At 44.7% G+C, this 18,140-nt stretch carries 17 protein-coding genes; 1 reads left to right on the top strand and 16 read right to left on the bottom strand.

The window, feature by feature from the left end:
• Window positions 1-15: 15 nt before the first annotated feature.
• The 10 genes from AC58UX_RS05150 to AC58UX_RS05195 all read right to left on the bottom strand — a co-directional run bounded on the left by AC58UX_RS05150 (window position 16) and on the right by AC58UX_RS05195 (window position 10,222).
• A complete protein-coding gene (locus AC58UX_RS05150; protein WP_497250157.1) occupies window positions 16-2,508 on the bottom strand; it encodes a chemotaxis protein CheW in 2,493 nt (830 codons plus the stop codon).
• Window positions 2,501-2,944: a chemotaxis protein CheW gene (locus AC58UX_RS05155; RefSeq protein ID WP_497250159.1), complete on the bottom strand. Its 444-nt coding sequence runs from the start codon at window positions 2,942-2,944 to the stop codon at window positions 2,501-2,503. The genes AC58UX_RS05150 and AC58UX_RS05155 overlap by 8 nt, the downstream gene beginning before the upstream one ends.
• Window positions 2,945-2,958: 14 nt before the next feature.
• Window positions 2,959-4,530, bottom strand: a complete 1,572-nt coding sequence (locus AC58UX_RS05160) for a methyl-accepting chemotaxis protein (protein ID WP_497250161.1) — start codon at window positions 4,528-4,530, stop codon at window positions 2,959-2,961.
• Window positions 4,531-4,552: 22 nt separating this feature from the next.
• Entirely contained in the window at window positions 4,553-4,981 is a 429-nt protein-coding gene (locus AC58UX_RS05165; RefSeq protein WP_497250163.1) for a hypothetical protein, read from the bottom strand.
• Window positions 4,982-5,225: 244 nt separating this feature from the next.
• Window positions 5,226-5,582, bottom strand: a complete 357-nt coding sequence (locus tag AC58UX_RS05170; protein WP_497250165.1) for a response regulator — start codon at window positions 5,580-5,582, stop codon at window positions 5,226-5,228.
• 15 nt (window positions 5,583-5,597) lie between these two features.
• A complete protein-coding gene (locus AC58UX_RS05175) occupies window positions 5,598-6,047 on the bottom strand; it encodes a chemotaxis protein CheX (RefSeq protein ID WP_497250167.1) in 450 nt (149 codons plus the stop codon).
• Between the two features lie 161 nt (window positions 6,048-6,208).
• Complete coding sequence (locus AC58UX_RS05180) at window positions 6,209-7,012, bottom strand: sugar phosphate isomerase/epimerase family protein (protein WP_497250169.1); 804 nt, start codon at window positions 7,010-7,012, stop codon at window positions 6,209-6,211.
• Between the two features lie 104 nt (window positions 7,013-7,116).
• On the bottom strand, window positions 7,117-7,332 hold the full coding sequence (locus AC58UX_RS05185; RefSeq protein WP_497250171.1) for an alpha/beta-type small acid-soluble spore protein: 216 nt from the start codon (window positions 7,330-7,332) through the stop codon (window positions 7,117-7,119).
• 79 nt (window positions 7,333-7,411) lie between these two features.
• The gene (locus tag AC58UX_RS05190; protein ID WP_497250173.1) at window positions 7,412-9,166 is read right to left on the bottom strand and encodes a sensor histidine kinase; all 1,755 of its coding nucleotides are present in this window, start codon (window positions 9,164-9,166) and stop codon (window positions 7,412-7,414) included.
• 96 nt (window positions 9,167-9,262) lie between these two features.
• Entirely contained in the window at window positions 9,263-10,222 is a 960-nt protein-coding gene (locus tag AC58UX_RS05195; RefSeq protein ID WP_497250175.1) for a hypothetical protein, read from the bottom strand.
• A gap of 148 nt (window positions 10,223-10,370) precedes the next feature.
• On the opposite strand from AC58UX_RS05195, the gene AC58UX_RS05200 reads away from it, so the two are divergent.
• Complete coding sequence (locus tag AC58UX_RS05200) at window positions 10,371-11,288, top strand: hypothetical protein (protein WP_497250177.1); 918 nt, start codon at window positions 10,371-10,373, stop codon at window positions 11,286-11,288.
• A gap of 51 nt (window positions 11,289-11,339) precedes the next feature.
• On the opposite strand, the gene AC58UX_RS05205 is transcribed toward AC58UX_RS05200, so the two are convergent.
• The 6 genes from AC58UX_RS05205 to hutU all read right to left on the bottom strand — a co-directional run bounded on the left by AC58UX_RS05205 (window position 11,340) and on the right by hutU (window position 18,136).
• Entirely contained in the window at window positions 11,340-12,257 is a 918-nt protein-coding gene (locus tag AC58UX_RS05205) for an aldo/keto reductase (protein ID WP_497250179.1), read from the bottom strand.
• A gap of 95 nt (window positions 12,258-12,352) precedes the next feature.
• Window positions 12,353-12,847, bottom strand: coding sequence for an LURP-one-related/scramblase family protein (locus AC58UX_RS05210; RefSeq protein ID WP_497250181.1), 495 nt, complete (start codon window positions 12,845-12,847; stop codon window positions 12,353-12,355).
• 31 nt (window positions 12,848-12,878) lie between these two features.
• Entirely contained in the window at window positions 12,879-14,057 is a 1,179-nt protein-coding gene (locus AC58UX_RS05215; RefSeq protein ID WP_497250183.1) for a metallophosphoesterase family protein, read from the bottom strand.
• Window positions 14,058-14,187: 130 nt separating this feature from the next.
• A complete protein-coding gene (gene hutG, locus AC58UX_RS05220; RefSeq protein ID WP_497250185.1) occupies window positions 14,188-15,156 on the bottom strand; it encodes a formimidoylglutamase in 969 nt (322 codons plus the stop codon).
• Window positions 15,153-16,451 (bottom strand): imidazolonepropionase, encoded by a 1,299-nt coding sequence (hutI, locus tag AC58UX_RS05225; protein ID WP_497250187.1) that lies wholly within the window; start codon window positions 16,449-16,451, stop codon window positions 15,153-15,155. Before hutI ends, hutG begins: the two co-directional genes overlap by 4 nt.
• Before the next feature lie 14 nt (window positions 16,452-16,465).
• On the bottom strand, window positions 16,466-18,136 hold the full coding sequence (gene hutU, locus AC58UX_RS05230) for a urocanate hydratase (protein ID WP_497250189.1): 1,671 nt from the start codon (window positions 18,134-18,136) through the stop codon (window positions 16,466-16,468).
• Between the last annotated feature and the right edge of the window lie 4 nt (window positions 18,137-18,140).

Genomic DNA, 18,140 nt, shown 5'->3' on the forward strand with positions numbered 1-18,140 from the left:
CTTGTCACCTGATTCTTAGGAATTCGTCTTCAGCAGCGAGAGCAAATGCTCTCGATCGAAAACTTGGATAAGCCGCTCATCTTTCTTATATATACTACGTATTGTAGACAGCGAGGCTTTGCTTTGCGTTATATTTTCATCCATTTCATGTTCATATACGGTTACAATTTCGGTCACCGAATCAACTGCGATCCCGATGGACTGTGCCTCATCCCGAACGATGAGCACGCGAGAATAACTCGAGGATGCTTGCGTTGATAATCCCATACTGCTCCGCAGATCATAAACGAGCAGCAGCTCTTCTCTGATATTCATGATGCCTAGCACGTTCGGCTCAGATCCTGCTATCTTAGTAATCGGTGGCATCGCCAATATTTCTTGCACATGCTCTAAGTGGAAGCCGTACCACTCTGTATCAAAATGAATGGTTACCAGTTCCCGCTTCGCGTTATGTTTGCCTTTATTGGCCCGTTCCTTCATGCCAAAGCGTACATGGCCTGAAGATGATTTTTGCATAATGGCATTCACGTCCAAAATAAGAGCAACTAAGCCATCTCCAAGAATGGTTGTTCCAGCAATATACGGAATGTGTCCAACGATATCGTCTAAGGATTTGATTACGATTTCTTGGTTCGCAATGAGTTGGTCAACTACGAGACATACGCGCTTTTCAGCCATCCCAACCATCAATATCGATTTCTTCACCTTTGCTGTGTCTTCATTCATGCTGCTCCCTGGTGAAAGCATCGTATTCAGTCGGAGCAAAGGCAAGATTTCACCACGCACATGGCAGATCTCTTGTCCATGCAGGATTTGAATTTCTTGTTCATTATATCTGAAAATTTCTATGATGTTGGAAAGTGGCACAGCGATTGTCCGTTGACCTTGACGAACGAGCAGCGAGCGAATGATCGCTAGTGTCAAAGGTAATTTTAATGTAATCGTCGTACCTTTGCCAATCGCAGTATCAATATCAATGAGGCCGTTCAGCTTCTCAATATGTGAACGGACGATATCCATACCGACGCCTCTGCCTGACAATTCCGTGACTTGCTCGGCTGTCGACATTCCGGAGTGGAAAATTAGAGAAATGATTTCTTTCTCTGTCATATGTAGTGATTCATCTTCGGTAATAAATCCTTTATCCACCGCTTTCTTGCGGATACGTTCTGGATCAATGCCGCGACCATCATCGGTGACTGTAATAACAATGGAGTTCTCTTCGTGGGCGGCTTTCATCAGGATATGCCCTTTTCTTGGCTTCCCTGCTGCTTCACGATCATCTGGGTTTTCTAGCCCGTGATCTGCCGCGTTGCGGAGGATATGAATCAGTGGATCGCTGATTTCTTCAATCAAGGTTCGATCCAGCTCTGTTTCTTTCCCTTCAATCGTCAACGCAATTTCTTTATTGGCTGTCTGGGATAAATCTCTAATTAAACGAGGGAATCTGCTAAATAGCTGCTCAATTGGAATCATTCGCGTTTTCATCATGCCATCACGCATGTTGCTCACGATTTTGCCTAAATGGTGTGTAATATCCTCAAGTAAATGTATATCGGAATCTTGTTTATATTTCTCCTGCAAACGCTTCTTGACTTCAACAAGCCGCGTATTATCGATAAGCAGCTCACCAACTAAGTTAATAAGGTGCTCTAATCGCTGAACATCGACACGTACAGTATGAGAGACCGCCGCAGCTTCTTTCACGACAGTTACAGGTGCTTGTTTCACTGATTTATTGTCAGCATTCGAAGTGGAAGCCGATGGTGAAGGACGAGAGGCTTCATGTTCCTGATCCGCAGCCTGACCACTAAAGGGTCCTACAATGACTTCACTCAACTGCGAAATCCGATTGATCTTCTCTTGAATCTCGTTCAAATCCTTCTGCGTCGAAACGAGGAAATGAATAGGAGCTTCTAGATCTTCATCTTTACTAGACGAATTGAAGCTCGGCTGCGTCGATAACACTTCACCAAGTTCTTGCAGTTCACGGAGGACAAGCACCGCTCTGACTGCCTTCATCACTGAGCCAGGTTCAATTAGGATGCGAACTGAAACTAGATTAGGTTCAGCGACTATGGAAGGTGCTGCCACTGGCGCAGTAACTGGTGAAGTGCGATCCGACTGAGATAATTGTTCCAGAACCGCAACTAAATGATCTACGGCTTGCTCCTCATAATTGCCTTTCAAAAACAGCTCTCTTTGCTGCTTCATATAATCAATGCTTTTAAACAACACATTCATGAGCTCTGTCGTAACTTGAATCCGATTGTTGCGAAGATGATCAAAAATATTTTCCAGTTTATGCATCATCTCTTTAAGCTTTTCAAACCCCATTGCAGCGGCGGAGCCTTTCAGCGTATGGGCGATACGAAAAATCGTTTGAATCGTTTCAGGCTTACTTCCATTCTCCTCAAGCTCCAGTAAGCTTTTATCCAGGAGAAGCAGCTGTTCACTCAATTCATCCAGAAACACACCCATATACACTTCCATTTGAAAATCACTCATTGCCTCTCACCTCCTGGAGAAAAAGCTCTTGAACATCCAATATGCCAACGAAGCTGCCGTCATATTCACCTATCGCTTGTAAGAAAATGCTGCCTTGTGATCCAAATTCCTCAGAAACAGGTTTGACTTCCGTGAACCCGACCACTCTACTGACACAATCAACAACAAGGCCCAGCGTTTTACCAGCCAGATGAACGATCATGATGCGGGTATGCTTCGTGTCCACAACAGGTCTGATTTGCAGCATGGAACGTAAACAGTAGATCGGAATAATGATACCGCGCAAGTTAATAACCCCGCGCAAATTTTTCTTATTCCCAGGAAGCACTGTAATTTCGTGCATCTTAATAATTTCTTGGATATAGGAAATGGAGAATGCATAATGCTCGTGTTGGATTTGACATTCAACATATAAAGGAGTTACCGTCGTAGTCATATTCAACCCTGCCCTTACACTTTGAAATTCGATACGGATTGATTCAAATCATCTGCTAATGAAGCTAACGATTGGGACGAGCTCGCTGTTTCTTCAGCCGCCGCCGCCGACTCTTGGCTTACAGAAGCAATGTTTTGAATAAAGCTAAGAACTTCTTCCGATTGTGCCGATTGTTGCTCGCTTGCGGCAGCAATTTCAGTTACCTGTTGTGCGGTATTCGCCACCATGCGGACAATATTATCGAACTGAATCCCTGTGCGTTCCGACAGATCAGCAGCTTCTGAAACCGCTTTGACACTCAAATCTGTATTCGTTTGCATGCCTTTAATAATAATCGCAATTTGCTTCGTTGCTTCCCCGCTTCGTTCTGCCAGCTTTCTAACTTCCTCAGCTACTACTGCGAAGCCTCTTCCTTGCTCACCTGCTCTTGCCGCTTCGATCGCTGCATTAAGTGCTAATAGATTCGTTTGGTCTGCAATATCATCGATAACCTCAATAATTTGGCCAATCTTCTGTGCATCTTGCTCAAGCAAAGACATCTGCTTCGAAACATTTCCCATAGACGTGATGGAAGCTTGGACTGCGATTCCGCCTTCTTTGGCGCCATTTCTCGTTTGCTCCGAAAGCTCAGCAACTACTTCTGCATTTTGAGCTACAGAATCAATCGCAAGGGAAAGCTCTTTAAACAAGCTGTTTACCGTTTGTGTGGACTCGGCTTGATGCATGCTGCCTCTAGCAATTTGCTCCGTAGTTGCAGATATTTCCTCTGCTGCTGCCGCTACATTTTGTGAGGAATAAACCGTTCTGCTAATCAGTACACGTAAATTTTCCAACATATAGTTAAAGGAATCTGCTAATGCGCCTAGCTCATCCTTTGATTTCGAAACAGCTTTCTCTCGCAAATCGCCTTCAGCAGCTCTCGAAACAACAGACAGAAGGGACTGAATTGTTCTAGAAATTGTGCCTGATAAAAACAACGCGACAGTTATGCCAAGGACGATAGCTAATGCGCCGAAAATAATGATCATCGTCGTTCCGGATTGATTTTTCTCTACTGCTGTATCAACTTCAGCCTTGGAGCCAACATCGTTGTAAGCAATCCATTTATCAAATAAATCTGTGGTTTGTATACGTGCTGGTCGAACTTGTGTGATCACATCATAAGCTTGCTTATCTTCATTCTTACTTGCCAGTTGAATAATCGTGTCCGCTTGGTTCATATAGGTAGACATTGAAGCCAAAATATCATCAAAGATTTTCTTTTCTTCCGCTGAGTTCACAAGTTCAGCATAAACTTTCATTTCTTTTAGTGCTTCTTCTTTGTTTTGTAATATCGTTGTCTGTGCACTCGCAATTTTATCTGGGTCCGATTCAAGAATAATTTGATGAAAAGCTACTCTGACTTCAAAAAAATCAGTTTTGATCTTGTCAATTTTTAGTATGCTTGGAAGCCAATTCGTTTGCACATTGACAGCTGACTTTTGGATCGAATTCATACTTAGAATCGCCACTAAACCTACCGTAAACGTTAGCGCTAGCACAAGAATAAAACCTGCTAATAATTTCGTTTTGATCGTTGCTTTCATGAATAAATCCCCCTAAGTTTGGTTACGTATCTCTTAATTGAATGGCCGAGAACACAAGATCAATGATTTCACCACGCGCTTGGTTTAAGAAACCTAACGAGGTTTGTTGTAAATTTTCAATGGATACGCAGGACGTTAAGAGAATTTTGTCTGAAAAAAAACACATGGAAAGCTCGTAAGAAGAAGACATGTTCTTTACTACTTCACTTATGTTCGTGTTCTTGTATTTCTCAGGAAGTTCAATCGCATACATTAAGTACAATGGTTCATCATGGATCTGTGTGATCTGAAAGTATTCTTTATACATATTCGTTGTAAAAGAATTCCATCGAAAACCGAATCTATAAAGTGTCTCCTCCTCCCAATTAGGCTCGAATTGTGTTATTAATTCGAGAAATTGCTCGCGGTAGTAGTGGATTAGATTCATCGTTGTAATCCCTCGCAATTCCATCTTGAAGTTTGTGCTTTAACATATCCTTATCTTACCTATTAATTGTTGTGAAACTTCTGTTCAGGATTTTAGCTAATCATGTTTTTTGCTAATAATTAGCTAATGAATATGACAAAAAAAGGATATAAAACAATGATTAAAGACCTATTTTTCTTGATGAATTAGGTCTTTGAGACTAGTTAAATGCAAGGAAAAACGCCCATTTCTCGCTGGAACAGCGCGGAAATGAGCGTTCTCATATTCATTATATAGCTCTACGAATGGCATCCAGTACGCGATCACCTTGAAATGGCTTTACAATAAAGTCTTTCGCTCCAGCTTGAATTGCTTGAACAACCATTCCTTGCTGCCCCATCGCAGAACACATGACGATTTTGGCATTCGCATCTTTTTTCCTAATTTCCCTTACGGCTTCAACGCCTTCCATCTCTGGCATCGTGATATCCATCGTGACAATATCCGGCTTGAGCTCATGGTACTTCTGAACAGCAACCAGACCATTCTCCGCTTCACCAACGACGTCATGTCCACCTTTTGTTAAAATATCCTTCAGCATCATTCGCATGAATGCGGCATCATCTACGATTAAAATTTTTGCCATCGCCAATCACTCCTCTTATGTATGGTCCTTCAGTAAAACGACTCGAATATCGCCAACCGTCTCAATCGAAATTGGCAACATCGTCTTGTTGGTCATCTCGTTAATATGGAAATTATCCTCCAGCAGAGACGGTGTCGTAATATCCAGCGAGACACCTTGCTCACCTAAGATTGTCGTCGTCCCGCCAGCAATAATGTTGGCAATTTCACTCACACAGCTATCTAACATATCACCTTCCATATACATCCCGAAAATCGCTTCGCTCATGCGACTAAACACGACACGTTGACCGTCTAGTATCATCGAATAGTCACTGTTGGTGAAATTGATGGAAACGCCTATTTCATCCTTGCTGATCGCTTCATTGCTTGTGCTTATTTCACCTTGATCTAGCGCTTGTGGAATCATGTTGCCGATCGAAACTTTTACACTATCCAGTAATAAATTTTGCAAGTTTTGTGTCATACTATGCTCCTTTATTCAGCCCTCGTAAAACCATTAAAATTATCGATACATCTACTCTAGTCTATAATTGTTAGTTATCTACTGTCCTAAATGTTAAGGATGTATGTGAATCAAACTAAAACGGAGCACGCAAATCGCGCACTCCGTTTTAGTTAAGCCTCTTAAATGTATAATTCCTCTAATAATTGCTTTAATTCAAGAGCATCCGAGCGCAATTGTTCAAATGTACTATCCCTCACAAATTCCATAAGTGCATAGCGATCTTCATGAGCATTGATCTGTGCCAAATATTGCCGCCACTCCTGAAGCCCCTCCGAGAACGGTCTGCGTATGTCTTCCTTCCAATAATACGTGTGAATGTTTAACAGTTTCTTCCGCGCAGTTAGTTCACGGAGGCTCTCACAGCGCTCTTGCAAGGAAAGCCCTGGTGTTGGCTGCCACAAACAATACAGATTCGGATGATCAGCCTCATCAAGTAGTTGAAAAGCGGACTCATTCGTATCTGTTAATGTTTTCCGATGCCATTCTAGCGCTACCTTGATGCCTTCTTCTGCAGCCATACCCGCAATCAACTTAGCTTTCTCAGCGAGCCGAGCGCGATATGCTGAGCTCGCTTCCGCAGACGAAATCGTCCCCGCCCAAATGCGGATAATCGGGGCCTGCAACGCTTTTGCCGAAATCAGGCTCGCACGAAAAATCGGCTCTGGATGCTCGTGCTCCAGCAACCGAAAATAGGATCCATAAGCTGCCACCTGAAGCCCGCTTGCAGTTGTCTTTTTATATAGCTCAGCCGCTCCCACTTCATCCCCAGGAAAAACGTGCGCATGCTCCGACCATTCAATGGCTTTCAACCCGCAAGCGCTGCTAGCTTGGAGAATTTCATCTGCTGTCTTTTCACGAAATGTAGCCGATACAATGCCCGGTAAAATCATAGCCTGATTCCTCTCATGTTGAATTAGTCTCATGTTACATGATTCCTTAATCGTATCGAAATGTAAAGAAAAAAAAGACCGCATTCACTCGAGTAGGAGTGATTGTAGTCTTTTTGTGTTTGTACCTATTCCAATGTTTAGCGTCTGAAGCCTTGCAGCTGTTGTTCAGCAATTTGAACCAGCCGCTTCGTAATTGTACCACCGATTGAACCTGCATCGCGCGTTAGGAGATTGCCATTGTAACCATTTGCTTGCAATGAAATTCCTAGTTCTTGTGCAACTTCATACTTCAATTGATTTAAAGCGGCTTTAGCTTCTGGTACTAGCAATGTGTTGCTGCTGTTGTTAGCCATTCGTAAATCACTCCTTCTCGTGGTGTAAGCTTAGGATGTGGAGTGTAAGGAAATCTTATACATTCTTTTTTAATTTTTTTTATTTCTCGTGTTTTAATGGGATGACGATCGAGAATGTCACACCCGCTTCTTGCGAAGTAAAATCGATACTTCCTTTATAACGTTCAATGAGTTGTTTAATAATATGGAGTCCTAAGCCTTTATTTTTCTTATTTGACTTGGTGGAGAATCCTGATTCAAATATGCGTGTGTAAATTTCCGGACTCACTGGGTAACAAGAATTCATCACTTTAATAATGAGATGATTGGCTTGTACCTTGCCTTCAATCGATACACTTCTCTCGGTAGAAGGAAGTTCATTCGTCGCATCAAACGCATTATCAATTAAATTGCTTAAGATGCGGACCAAATCCGTCGTTTTGATCGCCGTGAGACGCAGATTTTCCATATTTTTAAAATCAACTTGCATGTCGATGTTATGAACTTCAGATTGGGCTAGCTTCGCTTGGATAATTCCGCTTAATGCTGGAATATTAATTTCAACAGCTTTAATTTTGTTATCCATCGTTTTAGCCTCATGGATTAATGGATCAATATATTCTTGCAAGCTTTCAAATTTCTTCAATTTAATCATCCACGAGATGGTCGTAATATGGTTAATGATATCATGACGTTGTTCCTTAATTGATTGCACAATGGAGTTGATGTTCTCCAAGTAGACGTCTTGAGCCGTCTTAACCGCGCCCTCATTCTTTTTCTGCGTGATGGAGAAGAGAACGATGATAACCAAACAGACCAACAACGTTACAATGCTCATAAAAATGAAAACTTCACGAAACTGCTGGTTTAACGTTTTTTCGATCTGTGTGTAATCGGTTGCAACCATAACGACTTTCTTAAAATCATCTCGTTTGTACTTCAAATTTGAAGTTTCGATTGGAGTAAAGCTTTTCAAAACATTTTTCCCATTGCTAATGACATTGTACACAACGGTTTTATTTTTATCTATGGCTTCTCGTATCCGCACTTCTTCTAATTGATCTCTGTACTCATAAGAACCGTTTACGACGAGTCGCTCTGAAAACCATTTCTCTCGATTATTCGGCGTTGGCCCTTTATCGAATATTTTTTCTGGGTTCAATACGCCGATTTCTAGCAAATTCCCTTTGTTATTATTGAGCAGCTCCTTGATGCTTACGTCCACGCCTACTTTTTCCCGGTATAGTGCCAAACTGTTAGAAACATCTATATAAGGGTTAATGATATAATTGGTCGTACCATCGTAGTATTCTCCCCATTTACGAATGTTGGATTCATCTGTAGAGGCCGTATCAATAGGTCCGCTCCAAAAATTTTCAAGCGTTAAGCCCGCTCCTACATCAACGGATTTCATATCGGTTAATTGCAATTGCGCTGAATACACAATCCCCCACGTTTTCGAGCTTGCACCCATTTCTTTGGGATCGGAAGATCTCACGCCAATGAAATCATCATCTCTCCGCTCAAATAAGGTAATGCCAGCTAGATTCAGCTGCTTAGCTAGCTTGACTAACTCTTCATTCGTGACTTTATGAAAATCGGGATCTAGCGATTTTTGAATAACTAAAGATGTTGTTCTTAGATCATGTGCAAGCATATCATCATATGTTGCTTCTACTTCATTCTGCTTACTCATCTCTGAAGAAATCGTAGAAGTGACAAGGTTTATTTTCTCTTGTTGATGGTTGTTCAATAGCGTTTTGGAGTGTTGAAAATAAGCCAAATTCATACTTATGATGGCAATTAAAAATATTAAAATCGTTTTTAATGGGAATTTATCAAGTGATGCAAACATGCTTACGATCTCCCTCAAAAAGTAGTACCTTCATTATAAAACAATTTTGTCGAATTTTGCAGATTACTTTCGACTCAGATTTTGGATAATCTTAATTTACATCATCAGATAACTTAACAAGCTCCTAAAAATACCATATGTTTCTTGTCTTTGATTCAATAGCGCAGATTTTTCAAACCTTGCTTGCATAAGGTCATCTTCGATTAAAAGTAACAACCATATGGCATGCAAAGCACTATATCTATGATAGTCGGTTATAAAATTGAACTGGGTTGGCTTTCCCATGCGATTACGTACGGCGATGTATGTGTTCAGGATGTCTATTCGTGATGCCTGATCCAGCGATGGTCTCCGATATTGTGGGCTGGTGATGTCCATCAAGGAATACAGATCCCAGAACACGCTATTCTTATGTATGTACTCCCAGTCGAAAATATAGAGACGATGATTGACTTCTGCTATATTTAGCGGATATAAATCGCCATGTGAAATAACCATTTCGGACGCAAGTTGGCGTAGGGGAACAATTTCCCGGTTAACGTAATGGATCTCCTCTTCAGAAAAACCATTCGTGATAAGCAATTCTCTCATTCGGTCAGCCCTTAAGAGAATAAACGATTGAATCTCTTGGGCACGAGGTGTATGACCTGCAAATTCATCAGGAACTAGGGATGTAGGCAGCAGATGCCAATGGGGCATAACTTCCACCGTTTTTTTCATGATATCCACGCTAAAGGAATGGGTTAACTCACCGAGATCCTCAAAAACAAGCCAATACTTCTCGGGTTCCTTCGCATTTGAAGAGTAGGCGATCTTAGGAATATGCACCTTGGGAATTCGGCCGCTAATATTCTCTTGTACCCAAAGTTCTCTTCCCATCGTAGGATAATTCGTTGAGGGTTTATATATATATTTGGCTGTTTGGTCATCCATAGTGACTCGGACCCGTTCTACCTTTTGACCATTACGACCTACATAAATAACTTCACGTTCATGCGGAATGGTGTAATGGACAGCGCCAGATTCATTAAAAATTAATTCATGTACAGCTACCATTGCTTCGTCTGCCCCATCCTGTGTAAATTAGCTTAACTATACCACATAACACTTGATGTTAGATATGATCCATTCGACAAAATATGATATATTGTGCATATAACGCATTATAATATAGCAAAGACCCGCGGATGGAGGCCATTTCATCATGTTACATGTGCTAGTAGACGCCAATGATCAAACAGCATGGTATCCCAATTATCTCAGTGGTTTGAAAAAAGGGCTTGATTCCGCAGGAGTCCCGTATACCTTTTCCCCTGAACTGCCAACGGACCCCAAGCATCCCGTCTTGATTACACGTTATACCTTGTTTGATATGATAAAGGAAGCAAATCCTGTTCCTGAGCAGCTTTATATTCAAGAGCATGACGTTTGGAATCCATTCACCAATGTTTTGGATTTAGAATCTTTATGGATTTTTCAGCATCCTTCTTTAAAAGCCATTTTCTATACGAACCCAAGCATGGTGCCTTGGGGGAAACGATGCCTGCCTCCAGGTTCGCAAGTTGAAGTTATCGCAGCAGGTTTCCCTTACGACCACGACTATGTGAATGCGACATTGAACGGAATCACCTCTTCGAATGAACGAGAGAAGCTCATTGTGTTCCCTGGGCGAATGAATGAATTTTATCAACCTTATCTCTCTGTTCGCATGGCGTTTGAATTTATGGAACTAGGTTACAGAGTTGTTATCGCCTCACCTGTTTCACCGTTGTCCCATTATCCCGTACCGATGTGGAGAGAATTAGGCATTGAAGTCGGCAGGCTGCCGCATGCTGAATATTATCAATTATTATCAAAAGCAACAGCAGCGGTGTCCGTCACGATCGGCGGCAGTCTCACTTTGGCGCTCTATGAGGCACAGCTCTTAGGTGCTATACCGATTGCCCCCAAAGGACGTCCTGAACTGCCTCCATTTACGGAGATGTATAACCCTAGATATGATCTGCTGAATCCAAGAGAAGCCATCGAAATGGTGGAAAATAAAGTTAGCGTGAGCATCGATACACGATGGTTTAATATTGATGCGTATGTGCGAACGGTACTTGAAGCCATTCAGCTATGATGCCTATACAAAAAAATGACACTCCAATTGGAGTGTCATTTTTTGTGATACCTATGGAAGCACATTTCCTGCTGCGCGGTAAATCTCATACCATTCTTGGCGTGTCAATTGAATATCGGCAGCTCGCGCGCAATCGATTAATCGATTGATGTTCATTGTTCCCGTAACTGGCTGCATCCGTGCCGGATGGCGCAAAATCCACGCGATCGCAATCGTCGTGTTGGATACCTCATATTTTGCCGCAATTTCATCAATCTTCTTATTCAATTCCGGGAACTTCTCGTTGTCAAGAAATACACCTTCGAAGAATCCGTACTGGAACGGCGACCATGGCTGAATCGTGATATCGTTTAATCTGCAAAAATCTAGAATGCCGCCATCACGGTCCACCGCAGAATCATTCAGCATATTCACATTGATCCCATTTGAAATCATCGTAGCGTTCGTGATGCTTAGTTGTAATTGATTAGCTACGAGCGGCTGCTTAACCGATTTCTTCAAGAGTTGGATTTGCAATGGCGTCTGGTTGGAAACACCGAAATGCCTTACTTTTCCTGAGCTTTCCAGCAGATCAAAGGCCTCAGCAACCTCATCCGGCTCCACTAAAGCATCTGGACGATGCAACAGCAAAATATCTAAGTAATCGGTTTTGAGACGTTTCAGAATCCCGTCTACAGATTCCAAGATATATTCCTTGGAGAAATCGAACATTCCTTTGCGAATCCCGCATTTGGATTGCAAAATGATCTTCTCGCGTACATCATCGTTCATATGTATGGCATCAGCGAAAATTTCCTCACACTTACCACCACCGTATATATCCGCATGGTCAAAGAAATTCGCTCCGATATCCAGAGACCCTTGCACAAAGCGTTCAGCCTCGATCTTATCAAGCGAGTTAATTCTCATACAGCCTACTGCAATTACCGGAACTTCTAATGTGCTGGTTCCCAGCTTCATCGTTTTCATAAGACGCTAAATCCTCCTCAAGGCTCTTTCACTAATAAAAAAATTATCATTAACCTTACCATTGTCACACATTCGAGTAGTGGTTTCAAGAATGGCTAGGTTGCCGAGTTACGCTGCCGCTTCTGAATGGCGTACATGCCCATGATCACAGCCACAAGCTCATACGAATCTAATTGATCAGATTGGTTGTTAAGCTGGAATGCACCCGAAGAAAACCAACCGTTAACTTGTTCGAAACGAGCAACGGTCGCGCTGGAGGATTCATCAACTATTTCATATTCCTTTGAAAATGCAGGAGAGATAATCTCGTAGCTGCCTCGACCTTCTGTTTCATATGTGAATTTCTTGGTGAACAAGGCAAATCTGCTTCGCAATTTGCCTAACAGCCCTCCGTCGGCATCGGTAACCTCCCATTTTCCTGAGAAAAACGGAAAGCTTCCTCTGTATAGCAAATGACCATTCTCTCCATACACATCGATCGCCGAGCCAAAGGTACTCTTTAAATCAAGACGCCCGACGTGTTTTTCCTGATCGTTTAAAATTTCTGTTTCACCAGCACTAAAAAATTTATCCCGGAAGTAAAGATTCATGTTGCTCGCCTCCTTCTAGAATAGCCAAGCGCTAAATGGGTTCGGTTACCTCGAAAGGCAACCGGTTCAGCTCCGTGTTCATCGTTTCCCCTAGATAAATCATATCGTAGCTTCCAACTGAGAGCTTCAAATTACTGAAAATCACCTTACCATCTGGCTGGCTCACTATTTTTGTCTTCATACAGGCGATTGGTTCGATGGGCTCCCTCTCACTCGGTCTAGCACCTCTAGGGAAAATGCCAAAGGCATCCTCTCTTAGTGAACCAATGTAGCTAACTTCAATGGGTTCGTTTGGCTGATAGACCGATTTATTCATATTCATAACTGGATTTCTTAATGTAAGATCCGGATCATTTAAAGGATCCACTCTTGGAATTACTGCTGGAAGTATTACTATATATTCCGCATCTCCAACCCAGGATCTTGTGGCAAAATCCCTTCCTTTCACCACGATTTGATCATCGTACGCTTCGACGATAAATCCCTGTGAGCCCTCTTTTTCAACATCGTCATCCGTCCACAAATAGGCAACAGAGGCTGCGTTAAACATCGTTGCATACTTCGTGTTATACATCGTATCCCTCGCTCCCAACTCCCAATGGGTATGCCCGGTAAATACAATGGATTGTGGATGTTTGGCCAGAATCAATTTCAATTCTGCGTCTTGTCGGATTCCATTCCAGCCGAACTCGTTTTGTGAGCCAGCAACGGTGTTCTTCAAAGGCTCATGAACGAAAATAAACGCAGGCTTCCCAACAGCTTCTTGTTCGGATAGCTTCTGATCTAACCATTCGAGCTGTGCCTCCGATAAATACGCGCAATCTTTTAAACCGAGCTCTGTACCGAGGAAAATAAAATGATAGCCATTCAACCAAACATCATAATAAGTATGATTCATTCCAGTAGCAGCCGTGATAATGGGCATTTGCTGATCAAAGTCCCGCCATCGAACATCATGATTCCCAAACGTAAAATAGATCGGGGGAAGGCCCTCTTTGTTCCTGTTCCAAATCTGAACCATCGTTTCGAACTCCGCTTGCTCCCCATTGTCTGTAATATCACCGATGTGCATGATCCCGTGACTATCTGGGAACGACTCAAGAATATCTTTTAACGCCTGATCAAAATTCTTTGTATATTTCTCCTCTAAAGATGCCTTAATATGCGTATCTGTCATGACTACGAATGTGAGTTTTGCTTGCTTCGTCATTACAAGCCCTCCTGGAAGCGTATAATTGCCGTATTCATCCATTCTAAACATAATCTAAGCCAGCTCGCAATAGTGATCTTAACCCCAAACGCCGCCAGCTCCAACAAGAAGGATCTAGCGGCATATCCATTTATTTGGTGCGTCCAGCGAGTCCTGCCAAAAAGCTGAGCATGAATTGAACCGCTAAACGCGAGGTTACATTTCGCACATCGACGGTCGGATCGATGCAGACGAAGTCCAGCCCCTGCACCTGCGGCAGCGAACCGAGTCGGTAAAGGGCATCCAGCGCATCCCACGGATTCATCCCGCCAGTCCCAATCGCAGGGCAGCCCGGCGCATAAGCCTGATCGATAACGTCAACGTCAAAACTCACATACAGTACATCCGTACCCTTCCCCGCAAGCTGAAGCGCCTGGTCGAGTACCTCATCCATGCCCATCCGCCGTATATCCCGTGACGTAAAGACATGTACGCCTTTACTCTTCACGTAGTCATGGTAGGGCTTCGAATTCATGAAGCCGCGAATGCCGATTTGTACGATGTGATGTCCCTGAACCACTCCGGATTCGAGAATACCGCGGAACGGCGTACCATTCGTGACACCACCGTCCTCGAAATTACGGACATCGTGATGGGCATCAAAATGAAGGATACCCACTTTTTGGCCAGGGTGACGATCCACGAACGCTTTGATCGATGGGCAGCTCGTCGAATGATCGCCACCAAAGATGATCGGGATCAAGTTCGGCTGCGCGAGATAAAGTGCGCGCAAGCTTTCTTCAATGCGGCGGTGACATTCCGCGATGTCCGTCACATGCATTTGGATGTCACCGATGTCTCGGACAGCTAAGTCTTGCAAATCAACACCATACTCCATGGAGTATGTCGTAAACGATTTGAACGCCGCACGCACCGCCGCCGGCGTTGTCGAAGCCCCTGAATGCGAGATCGACGGCTTCGACAACGGGACGCCGATAATCCCCGCAAGCAGTTGCTCTTGACCGTCCCATTGGCGGATCCAATGGGCAACTTTGGTTTCCATATGATCTCTGAAAGCAGCTTGATCAGGCGGTTTGAGAAAGGGGATCTCGTGACTCATCGCGCAGTCCCCTCCTTATGGGAGGCGATGGTGCGGTTCCACACGATCACGTTCCCGTTTTTGATAACACCAAATGTATGGTTAATTCCAAAATGATACGGCAAATACGCGAGATTGGGCACATCAAAAATCGTTAAATCCGCCCGCTTCCCCACCGCGATTGAACCGATAGCATCCCCGCGTCCCAACGCGTTCGCCGCGTTGATCGTGCATGCGGTCAGAATCTCCTCCGGCGTCATTTTCAAGTTCAGAGACGCCAGCATCATTACAAGCTGGATCGACTCGGTCGGACAGGAGCCCGGGTTATAGTCCGTTGCGAGAGCAACCGGCAGTTCGAAAGTGTCGATCATGTCGCGTGCACGCGCATGTTTTGCCAGGCCAAGATTGAACGAAGTACCCGGTAAGAGCACGGGAATCACGCCGTGTTCAGCCATTGAAGCTAAGCCTTTATTGGTCGCAGCCAGCAAATGTTCAGCAGATATTGCGCCTGTCTCACCTGCCAGCTCCGCTCCGCCAAGCGGTTCTATTTCGTCCGCATGTATTTTCGGAATCAGACCGAATTGCTTACCTGTCTGCAGAATACGGCGTGATTGTTCGACGGTAAAAACACCTTTTTCACAAAACACATCGCAAAACTCCGCAATTCCCTTTTCAGCCACCATTGGAAGCATTTCATCGAGAATAACATCCACATATTCCTCTGCGCGCCCTTTGTATTCCAACGGCACGGCATGTGCTCCCATAAATGTAGAAACAATATCGATCGGGTGGTTATCGTTCAAACGTTTCGCCACACACAATTGCTTGAGTTCGTCTTCCAAGGTGAGACCGTAGCCGCTTTTTGCCTCAACCGTCGTGACACCTTGCAGCAGCATCTCATTCAGGCTTCGATGCGCCTTCTGATACAGGTCCTGCTCACTTGCGGCCCGTGTACTTTTCACCGTGCTAAGAATGCCGCCGCCCTGTGCCAAAATGTCCAAATACGGGACACCAGACCGCTTCAGCGCCAGCTCATGTTCACGGGAACCGCCATGAACGAGATGAGTGTGCGGATCGACCAGTCCTGGCGTGACCATACGCCCGCCAACGTCGATGATCTTGACGATTCCACTGTCCGCCAGAAGGCTACGCACATTTTGGACTGAACCAAACCAAGCGATTTTCCCCTCTCGGATTGCTATCACTGCATCCTTGATCACAAGAACATCCTTCATTTCTTGACCACTGCGCGGAGCATTTCCTGGAGGGGTAACCAAACGGCCAATCCCCGTAACGAGCAAATCAACTCGATTCATGTCTGCTCTCCTCCTCATTGCTCACGCATCGGTATGCGAATGCCTTGCTTTTCCGCTGTTTCAATCGCTTCATCGTAGCCCGCATCCACATGACGGATAACCCCCATGCCAGGATCAGAAGTCAGCACGCTGCGAAGTCGCTCATCTGCGGCTTCTGTCCCATCCGCGACTACCACCATCCCTGCGTGCAGCGAATAGCCCATGCCTACGCCGCCGCCATGATGGATTGAAACCCAAGAAGCGCCTGCTGACGTATTGATTAGCGCATTCAAAATCGCCCAGTCGCCTACGGCATCGGAGCCGTCTTTCATCGCTTCCGTTTCACGGTTTGGCGAAGCGACGGAGCCACAATCTAAATGATCGCGACCGATGACAATCGGCGCTTTCAACTCACCGTTTCGCACCATTTCGTTCAATGCGAGACCGAATTTTGCACGCTCGCCATAGCCGAGCCAGCAAATCCGCGCGGGGAGACCTTGAAAGGCGACACGCTCACTTGCCAGCGTAATCCAGCGACGCAGATGCTCATTTTCTGGGAACAGCTTCAACACAAGTTCGTCTGTTTTGCGAATGTCTTCCGGATCACCGGATAACGCTACCCAACGGAATGGTCCTTTGCCTTCGCAAAAAAGCGGTCGGATATAGGCTGGAACAAAGCCTGGGAAATCGAAAGCGTTAATTACACCTTGGTCGAAGGCAACCTGGCGAATATTATTGCCATAATCAAAAACAATGGAGCCGAGCTTCTGCAGGTCAAGCATCGCTTGCACATGGGTCGCCATGCTGCTTTTGGAAAGCTTTACGTATTGCTCAGGATCTTTCACACGCAGTGCAGTTGCTTCCGCCAACGTAAAGCCAGCTGGAATATAACCGATCAGCGGGTCGTGCGCCGACGTTTGGTCTGTCACGAAATGCGGCTTGATGCCGCGTCGCACAAATTCAGGATATATGTCTGCTGCGTTGCCCAGCAAGCCGATGGATAATGGCGTTTGCTCATCCATGGCTTTACGCGCCAGCAGCAGTGCCTCGTCGAGCGTTTCCGCCAGCACATCACAGTAACGCGTTTGAATTCGGCGCTCAATGCGCGTTCGGTCCACCTCGACTGCAATGACGACGCCTTCATTCATGGTGACCGCTAACGGCTGTGCGCCACCCATTCCGCCTAGGCCGGCGGTCAACGTCAACGTACCTTTGAGAGAACCACCTGTATGTTGGCGGGCTGCTTCGGCAAACGTTTCATAGGTACCCTGTAGAATGCCTTGGGTTCCGATGTAAATCCAGCTGCCCGCAGTCATTTGCCCGTACATCATCAGCCCTTTTTGCTCGAGCTCACGAAAATGCTCCCAATTTGCCCATTTAGGCACAAGCACAGAATTAGAGAGCAGCACACGCGGTGCACGTTCGTGGGTTTTGAACACGCCGACGGGCTTGCCGGATTGGATCAGCAGCGTTTCATCGCTTTCTAGCCGCTGCAATTCGCGTACAATCGCGTCAAAAGAAAGCCAATTGCGAGCTGCTTTGCCGATACCTCCGTACACGACAAGATCTTCCGGCCGTTCAGCCACTTCCGGGTCAAGGTTATTCATCAGCATGCGCATGGCAGCTTCCTGCACCCAGCCTTTGCAGCTCAGGTCAGTGCCACGAGGGGCGCGAATCACTCTTTTTTGAACATTAGAATTCGTCATATGA

The organism is Paenibacillus sp. J22P90, assembly GCF_059692195.1.

Coding starts and splice junctions, on each gene's coding strand:
- AC58UX_RS05195 (WP_497250175.1), bottom strand. CDS start 10,222: ATGGTAGCTGTACATGAATTAATTTTTAATGAATCTGGCGCTGTCCAT.
- AC58UX_RS05215 (WP_497250183.1), bottom strand. CDS start 14,057: ATGACGAAGCAAGCAAAACTCACATTCGTAGTCATGACAGATACGCAT.
- AC58UX_RS05175 (WP_497250167.1), bottom strand. CDS start 6,047: ATGACACAAAACTTGCAAAATTTATTACTGGATAGTGTAAAAGTTTCG.
- AC58UX_RS05155 (WP_497250159.1), bottom strand. CDS start 2,944: ATGACTACGACGGTAACTCCTTTATATGTTGAATGTCAAATCCAACAC.
- AC58UX_RS05170 (WP_497250165.1), bottom strand. CDS start 5,582: ATGGCAAAAATTTTAATCGTAGATGATGCCGCATTCATGCGAATGATG.
- AC58UX_RS05190 (WP_497250173.1), bottom strand. CDS start 9,166: ATGTTTGCATCACTTGATAAATTCCCATTAAAAACGATTTTAATATTT.
- hutI (WP_497250187.1), bottom strand. CDS start 16,451: ATGAATCGAGTTGATTTGCTCGTTACGGGGATTGGCCGTTTGGTTACC.
- AC58UX_RS05200 (WP_497250177.1), top strand. CDS start 10,371: ATGTTACATGTGCTAGTAGACGCCAATGATCAAACAGCATGGTATCCC.
- AC58UX_RS05150 (WP_497250157.1), bottom strand. CDS start 2,508: ATGAGTGATTTTCAAATGGAAGTGTATATGGGTGTGTTTCTGGATGAA.
- hutU (WP_497250189.1), bottom strand. CDS start 18,136: ATGACGAATTCTAATGTTCAAAAAAGAGTGATTCGCGCCCCTCGTGGC.
- AC58UX_RS05205 (WP_497250179.1), bottom strand. CDS start 12,257: ATGAAAACGATGAAGCTGGGAACCAGCACATTAGAAGTTCCGGTAATT.
- AC58UX_RS05165 (WP_497250163.1), bottom strand. CDS start 4,981: ATGGAATTGCGAGGGATTACAACGATGAATCTAATCCACTACTACCGC.
- AC58UX_RS05160 (WP_497250161.1), bottom strand. CDS start 4,530: ATGAAAGCAACGATCAAAACGAAATTATTAGCAGGTTTTATTCTTGTG.
- AC58UX_RS05210 (WP_497250181.1), bottom strand. CDS start 12,847: ATGAATCTTTACTTCCGGGATAAATTTTTTAGTGCTGGTGAAACAGAA.
- AC58UX_RS05180 (WP_497250169.1), bottom strand. CDS start 7,012: ATGAGACTAATTCAACATGAGAGGAATCAGGCTATGATTTTACCGGGC.
- hutG (WP_497250185.1), bottom strand. CDS start 15,156: ATGAGTCACGAGATCCCCTTTCTCAAACCGCCTGATCAAGCTGCTTTC.
- AC58UX_RS05185 (WP_497250171.1), bottom strand. CDS start 7,332: ATGGCTAACAACAGCAGCAACACATTGCTAGTACCAGAAGCTAAAGCC.